19 protein-coding genes, 1 tRNA gene and 1 pseudogene are annotated in these 14,585 nt (G+C 69.8%); 12 read left to right on the top strand and 9 right to left on the bottom strand.

All coding sequences use genetic code 11. The annotated features are described in order from the left end of the window. The first annotated feature begins 114 nt into the window (after nucleotides 1-114). The 4 genes from ABDZ89_RS13900 to ABDZ89_RS13885 all read left to right on the top strand — a co-directional run bounded on the left by ABDZ89_RS13900 (nucleotide 115) and on the right by ABDZ89_RS13885 (nucleotide 1,428). Entirely contained in the window at nucleotides 115-579 is a 465-nt protein-coding gene (locus ABDZ89_RS13900) for a DUF5796 family protein (protein ID WP_343780120.1), read from the top strand. Between the two features lie 25 nt (nucleotides 580-604). Further along, entirely contained in the window at nucleotides 605-844 is a 240-nt protein-coding gene (locus ABDZ89_RS13895) for a DUF7508 domain-containing protein (RefSeq protein WP_343780119.1), read from the top strand. 70 nt (nucleotides 845-914) lie between these two features. Then, the gene (locus ABDZ89_RS13890) at nucleotides 915-1,286 is read left to right on the top strand and encodes a ferredoxin (protein ID WP_343780117.1); all 372 of its coding nucleotides are present in this window, start codon (nucleotides 915-917) and stop codon (nucleotides 1,284-1,286) included. Nucleotides 1,287-1,343: 57 nt separating this feature from the next. Next, nucleotides 1,344-1,428, top strand: a tRNA-Leu gene (locus tag ABDZ89_RS13885). 154 nt (nucleotides 1,429-1,582) lie between these two features. Here the strand turns inward: ABDZ89_RS13885 and ABDZ89_RS13880 are convergent. Then, entirely contained in the window at nucleotides 1,583-1,801 is a 219-nt protein-coding gene (locus ABDZ89_RS13880; RefSeq protein WP_343780116.1) for a hypothetical protein, read from the bottom strand. Nucleotides 1,802-1,855: 54 nt separating this feature from the next. Next, nucleotides 1,856-2,305: a MoaD/ThiS family protein gene (locus ABDZ89_RS13875; protein ID WP_343780113.1), complete on the bottom strand. Its 450-nt coding sequence runs from the start codon at nucleotides 2,303-2,305 to the stop codon at nucleotides 1,856-1,858. A 62-nt stretch (nucleotides 2,306-2,367) separates the two neighbouring features. Between ABDZ89_RS13875 and ABDZ89_RS13870 the strand changes: the two are divergent. Next, nucleotides 2,368-2,619: pseudogene (locus ABDZ89_RS13870) on the top strand (hypothetical protein); the annotation flags it as partial. 29 nt (nucleotides 2,620-2,648) lie between these two features. On the opposite strand, the gene ABDZ89_RS13865 reads toward ABDZ89_RS13870, so the two are convergent. The 4 genes from ABDZ89_RS13865 to ABDZ89_RS13850 all read right to left on the bottom strand — a co-directional run bounded on the left by ABDZ89_RS13865 (nucleotide 2,649) and on the right by ABDZ89_RS13850 (nucleotide 5,674). Further along, complete coding sequence (locus ABDZ89_RS13865; protein ID WP_343780111.1) at nucleotides 2,649-3,092, bottom strand: CBS domain-containing protein; 444 nt, start codon at nucleotides 3,090-3,092, stop codon at nucleotides 2,649-2,651. Between the two features lie 93 nt (nucleotides 3,093-3,185). Then, on the bottom strand, nucleotides 3,186-4,097 hold the full coding sequence (locus ABDZ89_RS13860) for a 1,4-dihydroxy-2-naphthoyl-CoA synthase (RefSeq protein ID WP_343780110.1): 912 nt from the start codon (nucleotides 4,095-4,097) through the stop codon (nucleotides 3,186-3,188). Nucleotides 4,098-4,408: 311 nt separating this feature from the next. Next, on the bottom strand, nucleotides 4,409-4,648 hold the full coding sequence (locus ABDZ89_RS13855; RefSeq protein ID WP_343780108.1) for a hypothetical protein: 240 nt from the start codon (nucleotides 4,646-4,648) through the stop codon (nucleotides 4,409-4,411). Between the two features lie 252 nt (nucleotides 4,649-4,900). Continuing rightward, complete coding sequence (locus ABDZ89_RS13850; protein WP_343780107.1) at nucleotides 4,901-5,674, bottom strand: GTP cyclohydrolase III; 774 nt, start codon at nucleotides 5,672-5,674, stop codon at nucleotides 4,901-4,903. A 174-nt stretch (nucleotides 5,675-5,848) separates the two neighbouring features. Between ABDZ89_RS13850 and ABDZ89_RS13845 the strand changes: the two genes are divergently transcribed. The 6 genes from ABDZ89_RS13845 (at nucleotide 5,849) to ABDZ89_RS13820 (ending at nucleotide 10,882) form a co-directional block, all read left to right on the top strand. Then, nucleotides 5,849-6,628, top strand: a complete 780-nt coding sequence (locus ABDZ89_RS13845; RefSeq protein WP_343780104.1) for an HAD-IIA family hydrolase — start codon at nucleotides 5,849-5,851, stop codon at nucleotides 6,626-6,628. A 274-nt stretch (nucleotides 6,629-6,902) separates the two neighbouring features. Beyond that, on the top strand, nucleotides 6,903-8,237 hold the full coding sequence (locus tag ABDZ89_RS13840) for a DUF92 domain-containing protein (RefSeq protein ID WP_343780102.1): 1,335 nt from the start codon (nucleotides 6,903-6,905) through the stop codon (nucleotides 8,235-8,237). Between the two features lies 1 nt (nucleotide 8,238). Then, nucleotides 8,239-8,697, top strand: coding sequence for a GNAT family N-acetyltransferase (locus ABDZ89_RS13835; RefSeq protein ID WP_343780100.1), 459 nt, complete (start codon nucleotides 8,239-8,241; stop codon nucleotides 8,695-8,697). 86 nt (nucleotides 8,698-8,783) lie between these two features. Beyond that, complete coding sequence (hisI, locus tag ABDZ89_RS13830) at nucleotides 8,784-9,218, top strand: phosphoribosyl-AMP cyclohydrolase (protein WP_343780097.1); 435 nt, start codon at nucleotides 8,784-8,786, stop codon at nucleotides 9,216-9,218. After that, the gene (locus ABDZ89_RS13825) at nucleotides 9,218-10,384 is read left to right on the top strand and encodes a DUF7118 family protein (protein ID WP_343780095.1); all 1,167 of its coding nucleotides are present in this window, start codon (nucleotides 9,218-9,220) and stop codon (nucleotides 10,382-10,384) included. The genes hisI and ABDZ89_RS13825 overlap by 1 nt, the downstream gene beginning before the upstream one ends. Nucleotides 10,385-10,483: 99 nt before the next feature. Further along, nucleotides 10,484-10,882, top strand: a complete 399-nt coding sequence (locus ABDZ89_RS13820; RefSeq protein ID WP_343780094.1) for a DUF7975 family protein — start codon at nucleotides 10,484-10,486, stop codon at nucleotides 10,880-10,882. 59 nt (nucleotides 10,883-10,941) lie between these two features. On the opposite strand, the gene ABDZ89_RS13815 is transcribed toward ABDZ89_RS13820, so the two are convergent. The 3 genes from ABDZ89_RS13815 to ABDZ89_RS17150 form a co-directional block, all read right to left on the bottom strand. Next, nucleotides 10,942-11,493, bottom strand: coding sequence for a hypothetical protein (locus ABDZ89_RS13815; RefSeq protein ID WP_343780093.1), 552 nt, complete (start codon nucleotides 11,491-11,493; stop codon nucleotides 10,942-10,944). A gap of 83 nt (nucleotides 11,494-11,576) precedes the next feature. Next, on the bottom strand, nucleotides 11,577-12,737 hold the full coding sequence (locus tag ABDZ89_RS13810) for an acyl-CoA dehydrogenase family protein (RefSeq protein WP_343780091.1): 1,161 nt from the start codon (nucleotides 12,735-12,737) through the stop codon (nucleotides 11,577-11,579). A gap of 104 nt (nucleotides 12,738-12,841) precedes the next feature. Then, nucleotides 12,842-12,970 carry a hypothetical protein gene (locus ABDZ89_RS17150; protein ID WP_371152468.1) on the bottom strand — a complete coding sequence of 43 codons (129 nt, stop codon included), beginning with the start codon at nucleotides 12,968-12,970 and terminating at the stop codon, nucleotides 12,842-12,844. A 199-nt stretch (nucleotides 12,971-13,169) separates the two neighbouring features. Here ABDZ89_RS17150 and ABDZ89_RS13800 point away from each other — a divergent pair, with 199 nt between their 5' ends. Beyond that, a complete protein-coding gene (locus tag ABDZ89_RS13800) occupies nucleotides 13,170-14,483 on the top strand; it encodes a nickel pincer cofactor-dependent isomerase, group 22 (RefSeq protein WP_343780089.1) in 1,314 nt (437 codons plus the stop codon). Nucleotides 14,484-14,585: the final 102 nt, after the last annotated feature.

The following is a 14,585-nucleotide window of genomic DNA, read 5'->3' as shown; positions in this document are numbered from 1 at the left end:
GACACGCACTCCCCTCGGGAGTAACTTAAATGTGGCACGCCGATTCTCGCGGCTGACAGCGGGCGCGGCGCGCCGAGCGCGGTCCTTTTGAGTCCGGCACTCCGAGCGTGTCGTATGTCTGCGCCATCACGCAGCGACGTGCCCCCGACGTCGATCGGCGTCGACCTCCGCGAGGAGGGCGTCGTCATCGAGTACCTCGACGGCCGGACGACCCTCTACCGGGGCGTCCCCGAGTCGGCCGAGGGGTCGGTGACCGCCGGTCCCGGCAAGGAGACCCACGTGCTCGTCACCGACCCCACGGAGACGGAGGGCGTGATGACGTACGTGAACGATTACAAGACCGACGACGAGATCTTAGAGGAGTCCGGCGTCGGTCGCGTCATCGTCGAGGACGGCGAGCGCGACGAGGTGTTCCCCGGCGTGATCGTCGGCCGGACCGGCCAGCGGAACGAGGTCGTCGCCGACCCCGAGATCGCCGGCGGACGGGTGTTCGTCTTCGTCGAGGACGGCTGGACCGAGGGGAGCTACGAGATCGTCGATGGCCCGGAAGACGGCCTCGACGCCCACCGGGAAGTGTGACGCGGAGCCCGCCCACCCGGAGCCGATGAGTCTCGCGAAGCCGTGGCGCGACCTCGACCGATCGACCGTCGGGAGCGCCCCGAACCGCTACGCGCTGTACGAACTCGGCGACGCCGACGGCGAGACGGTCGGGTTCGGCGCCGGCGTCCTCCGCGACGACCTGAAGGAGGCGCTCGCGTACGGCGACGCCGCGAAGGTCCGGTGGGAACTGGCGGAGTCGGCCGACCACGCCGAGCGGCTGCTCGCGGACCACGCGGACGAGTGACCGACGGCTTCGTTGCGAGCGAGCGAGAACGACCGACAGACGAAAGTCCCGCGACCGCCGAGGGAACGGCATGAGCGACGAGGCCGACGGCGACGAGGCCGCGACCGACGGCGGCGACGAGGTGCTCCGCGCCAGCGACATCGGCGGCGAGGGGCCGCCGATCGACGAGAAGCCGTACAAGATCGTCTTCGAGGCGAACAAGTGCTTCGGGGCGGGGAAGTGCGCCGAGGTCGCGGACAACTGGGTGATGGACGTGGCGAGCGGGATGGCGAAGCCGGAGGCGTACTACATCGGCGAGGAGGACTTAGCCGAGAACGTCCGCGCGGCCGAAGCGTGTCCCGCGAAGAAGGACGCGGGCGTGATCCACGTCGTCGACCGTCGGACCGACGAAGAGATAGCACCGGACCCGCACGGCGACGGGACGCTCTCGGTCGACTGGTAGGGCCTCGGCCGACGGTTCCGAAAGGCGTTTCATCCCGCCGCGGATACTCGAATCCGCGCGGGGGTGGCTGAGCCTGGCCAAAAGCGGCGGACTTAAGATCCGCTCCTGTAGAGGTTCGAGGGTTCGAATCCCTTCCCCCGCATGCTGTCGCGAACAATACGTGAGCGACAGCATCGGGCACAGAAGGGATTCGAACCAGGGAACGAAGCGAGCGTAGCGAGCGGAGTGAGTGAGGTTCGAATCCCGCCTCTCTCGCTGTCGCACTCACGTCGCGAGCAGCAGCCGGGCGACCGCACTCACGACCGCTCGTCGAGCCGACGCGCCGCCCGTTCGTATCCGTTCCGAAGCAGTTTGGCGGCACCGACGAGGGTCAACACGCCGGCACCGACGACGACGCCGAGGTGAGCGATCCGGAACGACGGCGCCGGCGTAAACCGCCCGACGAGGTGGACGACGGTCAGCAGTATCCACAGGAGGTAAGCACCGACTGCGAATCGGTAGAGGGCCGCGTACATGGCTTCAGACCGACGAGCGACTCCGAAAAGGGTATCGGCGGCCGCGGGCGGCGGCTAACAGCAGAACATGAAGGGGTAGACTAAGGCGACGCGGTCGCCCGCCTCCAGTTCCGTGTCGAACCCGTTCTCGTTCTCGTTGAAGTGGCCGTTCACGAGGATCCGGGCGTACGTCGTCGTCTGCTCGCCGACCGGGTTCTTCGTCCACGTTCCGGGCAGCTCGTCGGGCGCGGGCGCCCACCCGCTGTGGGTCGCGTCGGACTCCGACTCCGCGATCAGCATGTCCTGAAGCTGCGGGTACTCCTCGAACAGCTCGTCGAGGAAGGCCCGAAGCGTGTCGCCCGCGAACGTGTACTCGAACTCGTACACGCCCAGTTCCGTTCGCACGTGGCCGGTACACCGGACCGTGACCGTCGTCTCCGCTTCGGTCGCGGTCGCGTCCGCCGCGTCCGGGCTCGACTCCGTTTCGGCCGGGCTCGACTCCGCCATCTCGCTGGGTTGGGCCATACGCGTTCGTAGACCACCGGTCCGGGTAAGCCGACCCGCGAACATGTTCGCGGAGAGCTACCGCGGCGCGCAGCCTCGAGTTCTACGACGGCGGCCTCGTCCAGACGCTGTTCTGGGCGCGGCTCCCCGGTGACACGCTGATCATCGTCGGGACGGTCGTCTACAGAGAAAACAAGGCGAGTGCCTCGGGGCTCGACCCCGAGGCAGTTCACGTGGCCGACCTGATCCGCAAGCGGTTCGTCCTGCGCGTGTCGGAAGAAGACCCATCGGTGGACGACATGGCGGTCGCAGAGGGGATCGCCGGCGACGACTGAGCGGTCGACGGGCCGACCGTCCGGACCCCTCAGTCGCCGAAGCCGTCGGACCGCTCCGACCACCCCGTCGCGTCCGTCGCGAGGTCGTGAACCTCGCGTCGGATCCCGGCGTAGTTGTCGACGACGTCCTGCGTGGTGACGATCCCCGCCGGTGTCACGCCGTCGACGACGACCAGCTTCTTGACGCCCTCAGAGCGCATACGATCCGTCGCGGTCCGAAGGGTGGCGTCGGGTCTGACGGTGACGAGCGGGGCGCTCGCCGCCTTCTGTACCGGGATCGTCGACAGCGGGTCGTCGGTGGCGTAGGCGGCGTGGAGGACGTCGCTCTCGGTGAGGATCCCGGCGGGCGTCCCGCCGTCCGTGACGACGACGCTGCCGATCCGGTTGCGGAGCATCAGCTCCGCGGCCGTTCGGACCGTGGCGTCGGCGTCGCAGGTCACGAGGTCCGTCGTCATCACTTCCTCGACGAGCATGGGGAGAGATACCGCGGGCGAGCACTTGTAGGTGACCTCGGCGAGGCCGACGGCGGGGGACGGGTCCGGCTCCCCTGCGGCGGCCTCCGGCGCTCAGTAGTGCCAGGGGTACTCGCTGAACTCCGGCTCGCGACCCTCTAAGAACGCGTCACGACCCTCCGCCGCCTCCTCGGTCATGTACGCGAGTCGGGTCGCCTCGCCGGCGAACACCTGCTGGCCGACCATCCCGTCGTCGGTCATGTTGAACGCGTATTTTAACATCCGCATCGCGGTCGGCGACTTCTTTGTCATCTCGGCGGCCCACTCTAAGGCCACGTCCTCTAACTCCTCGTGCGGAATCGCTTCGTTGACCATCCCCATGTCCGCGGCCTCCTCGGCGGAGTAGGTCTTCCCGCGGAAGAACACCTCGCGGGCCTTCTTCTGGCCGATCTGTTTCGCGAGGTACGCGGAGCCGAACCCGCCGTCGAAGGAGGCGACGTCGGGGTCGGTCTGGAGGAACTTCCCGTGTTCCTCGCTCGCGAGGGTCATGTCGCAGACGACGTGGAGCGAGTGGCCGCCGCCGACCGCCCAGCCGGGGACGACGGCGACGACCGGCTTCGGCATGAACCGGATCAGGCGCTGGACTTCGAGGATGTGGAGGCGCCCGGCCCGGGCGTCGCGGACGAGGTCGTCGTCGTCGTCGCCCGCCTCGTCGTCGTCGCGGTACTCGTAGCCGGAGCCGCCCCGAACGGACTGGTCGCCGCCCGAGCAGAACGCCCAGCCGCCGTCCTTCTCCGAGGGGCCGTTGCCGGTGAGGAGGACGCAGCCCACGTCCGCCTGCTTTCGCGCGTGGTCGAGCGCGGCGTACAGTTCGTCGACCGTCCCGGGTCGGAACGCGTTGCGGACCGCGGGCCGGTCGAAGGCGATCCGAACCGCGGGAACGTCGACGCCCCGGTGGTAGGTGATGTCGTCGAACTCGTCGGTGACGGGCTCCCACGCGTCGGGGTCGAATATCTCCGAAACCATACGGGGCGATACGCCCGGCCCACCAATAAACGGCGCCGGATCGGTGCCCGGGTTCGCTGTGGTCGCGGAGGGGGCTGCCGGTCGCGAGGAGATCCGCTGGTCGCGAGGAGATCCGCCGAGCGAGGCCGTGCGGAACTATCGGCCGTCGTCGGTTCGGGTGAAGCAGGGAACCGCAGAATCAGGAGAGCCACCTCTCGCGACGCGATGTGGTGGTCCGACGGCGGGGAACCGCGGTCGACGCAGGGGGCGGGCGCCGGAGTCGCGGCCGGTCCGTCGGGAATCGTCGCTCGTTCGTCGGGAGTCGTCAGTCGTTAGTCGTTCTGTGCGTACGCGCCCTCCGGGTGGCCCTTGTGCTGGAGGTTGCGGTTGTCCCGTTTCCGCGTCGCCGTCGCGGGGATGACCTCGCGGGTGGGTTCGATCTCCGACCGCGGCCGCCCCGTGTACCCGTGGTCCGGGTACTCCGAGCAGTGCGCCATCGCGTCGTGTGACCCCTCCCAGGGACCCGCGTCACAGCCGTCCGCCGTACAGACGAACACTATATCCTCTGACATGCTATCCGCGTCTTCCAGGTCGGTGTATAAAAATGCCACAGCCCGAGTATCAGATTTGATTTCGAGAATAACCGCAGATCGGATCGGATGAGAGCGACCGAAACGCGGGCGATCAGGCCGAAAGTGGCGGAAGGGGATCGATCCGCGAAGAGAGAATCGGCGAATCAGCGGGGCGATGAGCCGGAGTGGAGACTCGGGCTACGTAGGAGAGTACGGCGACGCAGTGGGTCGGGGCAGACCGCGAACGGTGTGTCAGTCGCTGGCGGCGGGCGCGCCGAACAGCTCGACGCTCGTTCCGTCGTGGCGGCAGTCTTCGAGGGCGTGTTTGGCCGCGAAGCCGGCCTCGTGCGCGGAGGCGCCGCGGCCGACGCCGACTTGGAGCTCGATGTCGACGTCGTCTTGGACGTGGTCGACCGCCGCCGAGAAGGCCGTCTCGGGGAGGTCTGGGCAGACCGCGATCACGTTGTCGCCGCCGACGAAGAAGGAGAGGGCGCCGTGCGCCTCGCGGAGGTGGCGCATCAGCGAGCCGTACGCCTGTTCGATGTTGATGAACGTGTCGAACTCGTTGAGGCGGTCGGTGTACTTGCCGGTGGCGTTGACAACGTCGAAGTGCGCGACCTGGAGGTCCGAGCGGTTCGTCTCGGAGAGGTACTCGCCGGTGAGCACCTCGGTCCGGCTCTCGTCCTGTGCGCTGCCCGCGGTCTGAAGTCGGCGGTTCGCCGCTTCGAGGGCGTCGACGGGGCGCTCGGCGACGGCGGTGCCGAGGCTGACGCTGACCGGGTAGCGGTTGCCGATCGACTCCTGAAGGGTCGCGTGACCCTCGCCGTCGACGCCGTTCGTCACCGCGATCATGTTGTCGAATCGGGTGAAGAAGACGTAGGCGTCGCGGTGGCCGAGGAACTGGGCGACGTCGGCGAAGAGCCGCGACTGGAGCGTCTGGAGGTCCATCTCGCGGCGAGGCTCCGGCGTCGTCGTCCACGGACCGTAGTTGTCGATCTGGACGAGGGTCACCTGGGTCGTCGTCACAGTGAACACCGGTACGCAACGCGGCCGCTTTACCCTTCCGTTATCCCGAAGGTGGGACGGGTACCGTCTTCGTGATCCAGCGACCCCGAAGCCCCCGCGGGGTGTGGACGACGGGGAGCCGAAACCGGGCACGCCGGGCGCAACCACTACCACCGTGGCGCCCCCAGCGCGTTCATGGAATACAGCGGCGCCGTCCTCGACGTCGACGGCACGGTCGTGCGCGGCGACGAGCCGATCCCGGGCGCCCCGGCGGGCTACCGACGGCTCCGCGAGGCCGGGATCGACCTCCTGTTCGTCTCGAACAACCCGACGAAGGCGCCGCCGGCGTACGTCGACCGCCTCGGCGCGGCGGGGTACGAGGTCGACGCCGAGCGGGTGTTCACCGCCGGCAGCGTGACGACGAGGTACCTCCGGGAGAACCACGCCGACGACGACCTGCTCTGTATCGCGGAGTCGGGGCTGCTCGACCAGTTCGCGGACGCCGGCCTCTCGACGACCGACGAGGTGGCCGCCGCCGACGCGCTCGTCGCCTCGATCGACCGCGAGTTCGACTACGACGACCTCTGTACCGCCTTGTGGACCTTAGAGCGCGGCGTGCCGTTCATCGGCACCGACCCCGACGTGGTCATCCCGGCGCCCGAGCGCGACGTGCCCGGATCCGGGGCGGTGATAAACGCCGTCGCCGGCGTCGCCGAGCGCGAGCCGGACGCCGTCCTCGGCAAGCCCTCGGACGTCGCGATCGAGATGGTGCGCGAGCGCCTCCCCTACCCGCCCGAGAAGTGTCTCGTGGTCGGAGACCGGCTCGACACGGACATCGCGCTGGGCGAGCGCGCCGGGATGACGACCGCCCTCGTGCGGTCGGGCGTCACGGACGACGAGACCCTCGCGGCGTCCGGGATCGATCCGGACCACGTGATCGACCACCTCGGACAGATCGACCGCGTCATCGGCTGAAGGTCCCCTTCGAGGCGCGGACAACCTCCGCTGTGTGGGTAACAACTATATGCGAAGAACTGCTCGTCTCTCTCATGGGAGTGGTTGACTCACACGAAGATCGGACCGGGGACGACGAAGAAGACCCCGAGGAGGCGGTTCGCGTGGTCGAGGGGCACGCGGTCCAGTTCAACGAGTACCGGTACTGACGGCGACTACGTCGGGTTCTCCGGGCGGTACCGACCGCCGGACGGCTGTCGGGACCGTTAAGTGGTCGTCGCGGGTAGCCGAGGGTGTGATACGGAGGCTCCGACGGGCGAGTATCTTCGCCGCAGTGGCCGCCCTCGCGGTCCTCGCACCCGCGCTCGGCACCGCCGCCGCCGTGCCGTTCTTCGCCGTCGCCGGCCTGGCCTTCTTCGGGGTCCGCGACGGCGAGTGGTTCGAGACCCTCGCGCTTCCCGGGGACCGGGAGGCCGAGCGCCTGTACGGACTCGTCTCCTTCGCGGTCGCCGCCGGCGGGCTCGCGCTGTTCGCGTCGCTGCCGCGCGCCCCGCTGCCGTACGAGGCGTTCGCGGCCGCGACGCTCGCGGTGGGCGCGGGCCGCTTCGGTCGGACGCTCGTCTCCCGCCGAACGACAGACGAGTTCCCGCTCGTCGCCGGCTACGTCGCGGCCGGGACGGTCGCCGCCCTCGCCGGTCAGATCGCGGTGCGGCTCCAGACCGGCGCCGCCGTCGACGCCGCGACCGTGCCGCTGCTGGTGTTCCTCGCCGCCGCGGCCGCGCTGACGGCCGCCCTCGTCCGCTCGCTGGTGTTCGCGCGGGACGCGCACATCACGACGATACTCGTCGCGTTCGTGGTCTGGGGGTTCCTCACCCTGGATCCGACCGTCAGTGCGCCGCTCATCGCGGTCGGCCTCGCGGTGACGGGCGCGCTCGGCTACGTCTCCTTCGCCATCGGCACCGCCTCGGTGGCCGGGATGCTCACCGGCGTCGTCGCCGCGTTGCTCGCGGTCGTCCTCGGCGGGGTCGGCTGGTTCCTGACGCTGATGTCCTTCTACGCGGTCGGCGGGCTCGCCTCCAAGTACCGGTTCGACGAGAAGGCGGACCGCGGCGTCGCACAGGAGAACGAGGGCGCCCGCGGCACCGGCAACGTGCTGGCGAACTCCGCCGTCGCGCTCGCCGCCGTGGTCGGGTACGCGGCCGCCCCGCACGCCGCGATACCGGCCGCGCCGTTCGGGGCCGCGTTCGCCGGCGCGACCGCGACCGCCATGGCCGACACGCTCTCCTCGGAGATCGGCGGGCTCTACGACGGGCCGCGGCTGGTGACGACGCTTCGGCGCGTCGAACCGGGCACGGACGGCGCGATCACCTGGCAGGGCGAACTCGCGGGGCTCACCGGCGCCCTGCTCGTCGGCGCGCTCGCCGCCGGCGGGGGCCCGGTCCTCGACCCGGTGGTCTCCGGCGGGGTCGCCGCTGGCGCGGTCGTCCTCGCCGCCGGGTTCGCCGGGATGACGGTCGACAGCATTCTCGGCGCCCTGATCGAAGGGGAACGGGTGGGGAACCAGGCCGTGAACTTCCTCGCGACGCTCGCCGGGTCGGTCGTCGCCGTCGCCCTCTTGACGGTGGTCTGAGATGGCTGGCGACGACCCCGACCCCGCCGGTGACGGCTCCGCGGCGCGGATCCGGCGGGGACGGACCGCCGACGCCGACCGGATTCGAGAGCTCCAGTCGCACCTCCGACAGCCGAGTCCGGACCTGTTGGAGTACGGCCTCGCGGCCGGCGACGCCCGCGTGAGCGTCGCGGACGGTCGCGTGGTCGGCTACCTGCTACCGGTGGACGCCCCGAACCGTCCGGGCGTTCACGTCGCCGAGCTCGTCGTCGCGCCCGCCTTCCGCCGCGAGGGACGCGCTCGGGGACTGCTCCGGACGGTGACCGCCGACGCCGACGGGGCGGTGACGCTCCAGGCGCATCCCGACAACGACGCCGCCCTCGCGCTGTACGCGTCGTGCGGCTTCGAGGTCGTCGAGCGGCGGCCGGACGCGTACGCCGACGGCGACGCGCTCGTACTGCGACGCGCGCCGGACGCGTAGCGAGCGCGCCGGCGGACGGCCGTTTCTCGACTCCGCCGACCGCCGCAGGCATAAGGCCTATTCGAGCGCCACGTCTCCGGACAGCCATGAGTGACGCCGACGCGGAAGACGGGTCGGACGGCGGCGGGAGCGCCCCGGCGGACGCCGCCGGGGAGGGGGCCGAGCCGATCGACGTCGACTTCGGCGAGAGCGGGCTCGTGCCGGCGATCGCCCAAGACGCCGACTCCGGCGAGGTGCTGATGCTCGCGTACGTCTCGCCCGAGGCGCTCGAGCGCACCCGCGAGACCGGCGAGGCCCACTACTACTCGCGGTCCCGCGAGGAGCTGTGGCGCAAGGGCGGCTCCTCGGGACACACGCAGTCGGTCCGCGAGGTACGCGTCGACTGCGACGCCGACACCCTGCTGTACCTCGTCGACCAGAACGTCGGCGCCTGCCACACCGGCCACCGGTCGTGTTTCCATCGAACGATCGAGGGCGAGAACGTCGGCGAGCGCGTCTTCGACCCCGACGAGGTGTACTGATGGGTCTCGTCGCCGACGGCGGAGCCGACCCGGACGCGGACGGCCCCGTCGCCGAGGCGGGCGAGGCGGCCGCGCGGCTCCGCGAACGCTACGACGAGCTCCGTCGGATCGAGTCGCGGATCGACGGCTACGGCCGCGACCGCGTCGAGGCCGCGGCCGACGCGTACCGCACCGCGCACCGGGTCCTCGACCGGTACGAGGAGGGCGCGGTCGGCTCCGGCGACTTCGAGTCGTACGTCCGGTTCCGCGGCGAGTTCGGCGACGCGGTCGACGTGGACGACGACATGCCCGCGGGAGAGTCCTTCGCGGCGGCCGACGAGGCGGTGGACAAGCGCCGGCTCTCCGAGGGGGACATCGCCGCCGCCCGCGAGGCGCTGGAGCCGGCCGGGCGGTTCGTCGACCTGCTGGAGGCGTACGACGACGGCGTCGACGACTACCGGGCGGCCCGGAAGGAGGCCCGCGAGGCCCGCAAGCGCTTGGACTCGCGGCTCGACGAACTGCGCGAGGTCGCGGAGATGGCCGACGCCGACCTCGACGCCGACGTGAGCCGCCTGCGCGAGCCGATGGAGGCGTACGACGAGGCGGTCCGCGAGGCGTTCCGGGAGTTCTTCCGCTCGGCGTCCGCCCGCGACGTCTTCGGGTTCCTCGACCGCGCGGACGCGACGCCGTTCGTCGACGTCGACGTGCCGCCGACCGACTTGTCCGAGTACGTCGAGAGCCACGCGGCCGGCGAGGAGCCGCCGGCGACGCTGTTGGAGTACGCCGACTACTCGAACTCCAAGCTCGAACACTACGTCGACGATCCGGGGGCGCTCCGCACCGCGGTCGCGGTCCACCGGACGTACCTCGAACGGCTCGACGGCGAGCCGCTGACGCTCGACTGGCCGCCGAAGCCGGGCGACGAGCTCGCCTACGAGATCGACGAACTTGTCCCGCTCGTCGGCCGGATCGCCGACGACGACGCGGTCGCGACGCTCCGGTCCGTCCGCGAGCTGGCGCGCACCGACGAGTACGAGCGGCTCCGCCGGGCGGCCGCGGTCCGCGACGAACTCGACGAGGCCGAGCTGTCGCTGATCGAGCGCGGCGAGGCCGACGACCGGCTCGCCGAGGCGGAGCGGACGCTCTCGACGGTCGACGACGTGCTGTCGGAGACGGAACGAGAGTAGCGCGGGCGGAGAGAACGTAGCGGAGCGGGAGCGGAAGCGCCACCCCGGACGTCGTCGCCGAGTGCGGATTTTTAAGCCCCGTCGCGGTCGAGCGGAGGTATGACCCGATTCGACGCCGCGACCGAGGACGAGCGGCTGAAGCTGTTCGCCGACGCCGCGGCCGCGCACCGCGCGCGCTCCAGCGACGTGATGACCGTCGACGTCGACCCCGACAGCGACGACTCCGAGGGAGGAGCGGTGCCGCCGTGGATCCAGCTCGCGGGCACAGAGCTCGTTCTGGACTGTACCGACGACGAGCTGGACCGGCTGAAGGACCTCCTCGGCGAGTTCCCGGAGTTCCGGATCGACGAGCTCGTCAGCCCGGAGGAGGCCGAGGGGACGAACGCCGTCGTCACGGCGCGGTCGGACGCGAACCGCGTCGCGGGGTTCATCGAGCGGGCCTTCCGCGAGGTGTACGACCTCGACGAGGAGTACCGGGCGTGGGTGACGGCGATATAGGACGAGCGGCCGCGACGACGGCGTGACTGCGCGGTCGGCGGCGGCCGGCAGGCCGCGACTCAGTGAAAGCCGCGGTCGACGTCGTCCTCGTCGATCAGGTCGTCGAGCTCCGACGTGAGCAGGTCCTCGGCCGCCTCGAAGGTGTCGGAGAGCTCGTCGAGCTCGTCGGGGCGCCCGTCGAACTCGTACTCCATCGGGCCGAACGCGGGCGAGTCGACCGCCTCCATCACGTCCTCGAAGAGGTGGTCCGGGTCGGTCGGCGCCTCGGCGTGAACGCGGAGCGTCTCGGTGAGGCGAGTCATCATCTCCTCGGCGTGGTCCTCGTCCTCCGGGGCGGACCGGACCGCGAAGCGCCCGTCGCTTTCGGCGTCCGGGAGGAGCGGGTCGAGTTCGTCGTCGACCCTGCGGGCGACCCGTGTGCCGACGCCCCGGAGGTCGCGCGGGTTCTTCGCGTACGTCTTCAGGTGATAGAGTCCGACGCTCGGGTGGCCGAAATAGAGGTCCTCGCCGAGCCCCTCGCGGCGGGACCCGGCGACGGCGCGCCAGCCGTCGGGGTCGGTCGAGTCGCTCGCGACGTCCGCGAGGATGTCGTCCCAGTCTCGTACGCGCATGACGGTCGACCTGTCGGCCGCGCGAGCGCAAGAGCGTGTCGGTGGCGGCGGCCTACTGGAACGCCTGCGTCGGTGGCGCCGGCCTACTGGAACGCCTGTAGCCCGGTGAGGTCCTCGCCGAGGATCAGGGAGTGGATGTCGTGGGTGCCCTCGTAGGTGTACACCGTCTCCATGTTGGCCATGTGGCGCATCGGCGAGTAGTCCGCGGTGATCCCGTTGCCGCCGAGCATCTCGCGGGCGATCCGCGACTGGTCGCGGGCGGTCCGGACGTTGTTGCGCTTGGCCATCGAGACGTGTTGCGGCCGCATCTCGCCCGCCTCCTTGAGGTCGGCGAGCCGGTGGGCGAGCAGCTGTGCCAGCGTGATCTGCGTCGCCATCTCCGCGAGCTTCTCCTGTTGCAGCTGGAAGCCGCCGATCGGCTTGCCGAACTGCTCTCGGTCGGTGGCGTACTCGCGGGCGGCCTCGAAGCAGTCCGCGGCCGCGCCGACCGCGCCCCACGCGATGCCGTAGCGCGCCTGGGTGAGACACGACAGCGGCCCCTTCATCCCCGAGACGCCGGGGAGTCGGTTCTCGGCCGGGATGCGGACGTTCTGGAGGCTGATCTCGCCCGTGATCGACGCCCGGAGGCTGAGCTTCTCTTTGATCTCGTTGGTCGTGACGCCGTCGCGGTCGGTCTCGACGAGGAACCCGCGGACTGGGGTCCCCTCCTCGCCGTGGTCTTTCGCCCACACGACCGCGACGTCGGCGATGGGGGAGTTCGTGATCCACGTCTTCGAGCCGTTCAGTACGTACTCGTCGCCGTCGGGCTCGGCCATCGTCTCCATCGCGGAGGGGTTCGACCCGTGTTCCGGCTCCGTGAGCCCGAAGCAGCCGACCGCCTCGCCGGTGCCGAGCCGCGGCAGCCACTCCTCTTTCTGTTCGTCGCTGCCGAACGCGTGGATCGGGTACATCACCAGCGCCCCCTGAACGCTCGCCATCGAGCGGAGCCCGGAGTCACAGGCCTCCAACTCGCGCATCAGCAGGCCGTACGCTCGCTCGCTGACGCCCGGCAGACCGTACCCCTCGAGGTTCGGCGCGTAAAACCCCATCTCGCCCATCTTCGGGATGATCTCCGTGGGGAACGTCCCGTCGATCCAGTGTTGTCCCACGTCGTCGACCTCGCCGTCGATGAACGAGCGGGCGGAGTCGACGAGCAGGCGCTCCTCCTCGGTCAGGGTCGACTCCATGTCGAAGTAATCCAGCATACGCTCACGTTCGATCCCGAAGATAAAATAACCATAGCTATCTCCGTATCCGACCGGAACGGAGGGTTACACGGCCGACGGACTGGAGGTCGTCCCGGTGTCTCCTACGACCAGCCGTCGGTTCCGTCAAGCAGGTGGTCCTTTGCGACCTCGGTGTCGAATTCAATGCCGAGGCCGGACGCCTCCAGCACCGCGATGCGGTCGTCCTCGATCAGCAGCTCGTCGCGGGACAACAGGCCGTGCCACCAATCGACCTCCAGCGCCTAGTACTCCAGCAGGTCGAAGTTCGGGGTGGCCGCGCCGGGGAGGACGCAGGCCGTCGTTCCGCCGGTCTTCCACATATGCGATCCGGTATCACTCGGGGGCAAGTAGGCCCCCGTATCGGCAAGGTTCCCACCCGCGATTTTTGTATCGACGCCGCAAGGGGACGGTATGGAGTTTCCCGAACGGTCCGATGTCGATGGGCTCATCGACCCGCAACCGCTTCCGGCATTCGTGCGGGTGCGGTACGAGCCGCGGACGGAGCGGCTCAACGACCCTGCCGGGGCGGCGCGTGCGGCGGTCGACGAGCTTGATCTCGGCGACCTTCCGGCGGGCGCGACCGTCGCCATCGGGGTCGGCAGTCGTGGCATCGACCGGATCGACGAGGTCTCGACGGCGGTTGTCGACCGCCTCGCGGAGAGGGGGTTCGAGCCGGTCGTCGTGCCGGCGATGGGGAGCCACGGCGGCGCGACGTCCGAGGGACAGCGCGAGGTTCTAGCGTCGCTCGGTGTCACTGAGGAGGCGGTCGGCGCGCCGATCGACGCACGCATGGACGCTGAGGAGCTGGCGACGGTGTCGGTCGGCAACGCGGAGATGCCGGTGTGCTTCTCGACAGCGACGCTCGACGCCGATGCGGCTTTGGTAGTGAACCGCGTGAAAGCCCACACCAACTTCTCCGGGCCGATCGAGAGCGGGCTCGCGAAGATGACCGTCGTCGGCCTCGGCAAACAGCGCGGCGCGAAGTCGTTCCACTCGACGGCGATCGCCGAGGGATACGTCGAGACACTGACTGCCGCGCTCGACGTGATCGAGCGGGAGACCCCACTCGTCGGCGGCGTCGCGCTCGTCGAAAACTTTGAGGAGGAAATCGGGCACTTAGAGGCGGTCCCTGCCGGCTCGTTCCTCGACCGCGAGCCGGAGCTGTTGGCACGCGCCTACGACGAGATGCCGACACTCCCGGTTGACGACATCGACCTCCTCGTCGTCGACGAGATCGGCAAGGAGATCTCGGGCGCCGGGATGGACACGAACGTCGTCGGTCGCTACCGCGTCCTTAACGCGCCGGACCCGGAGACGCCGGATGTCGACCTCATTTACGTCCGGGGACTGACCGAGGCAACGAGGGGGAACGGTAACGGGATCGGGCTTGCGGACCTCACTCGGCGGGCCGCGGTCGACCAACTGGACCTGAAGAAGACGTATGCGAACGCGCTCACAAGCGGGTCGCTCTCGAAGGCAAAGCTTCCGCTGGTGGCGCCCGACGACGAGTTCGCCCTTCGGACCGCGACGGCGGCGCTCGGCGCGTACGACCCAGAAACCGTCCGGATCATCTGGATCCGGAACACCCAGGATCTCGGGGAGTACCGCGTCTCAAAAGCGGTGATCGAGAACCTCCCGGAGGCAGCGGAGGTGGTCGACCGCGAGTCGATAGCATTCGACGAGGGGATCGCGGGGTTCGAGCCGGCGGTCGACGACAACACGTGAGAATTCACGCCGTTCGCTCGTCCCCCTCGGTCGCCGCTCCGATGTCTGCGGGTCGCCCACGGGAACATCCGACAGTCGACAATCGCCCGCAGGATCGCGGGC

It is taken from the genome of Halorubrum ejinorense (genome assembly GCF_039522565.1).
Taxonomy (GTDB): Archaea; Halobacteriota; Halobacteria; order Halobacteriales; family Haloferacaceae; genus Halorubrum; species Halorubrum ejinorense.
Note: the sequence above shows the minus strand (reverse complement) of the source record. Positions and strands in the feature narration are given on the sequence as shown.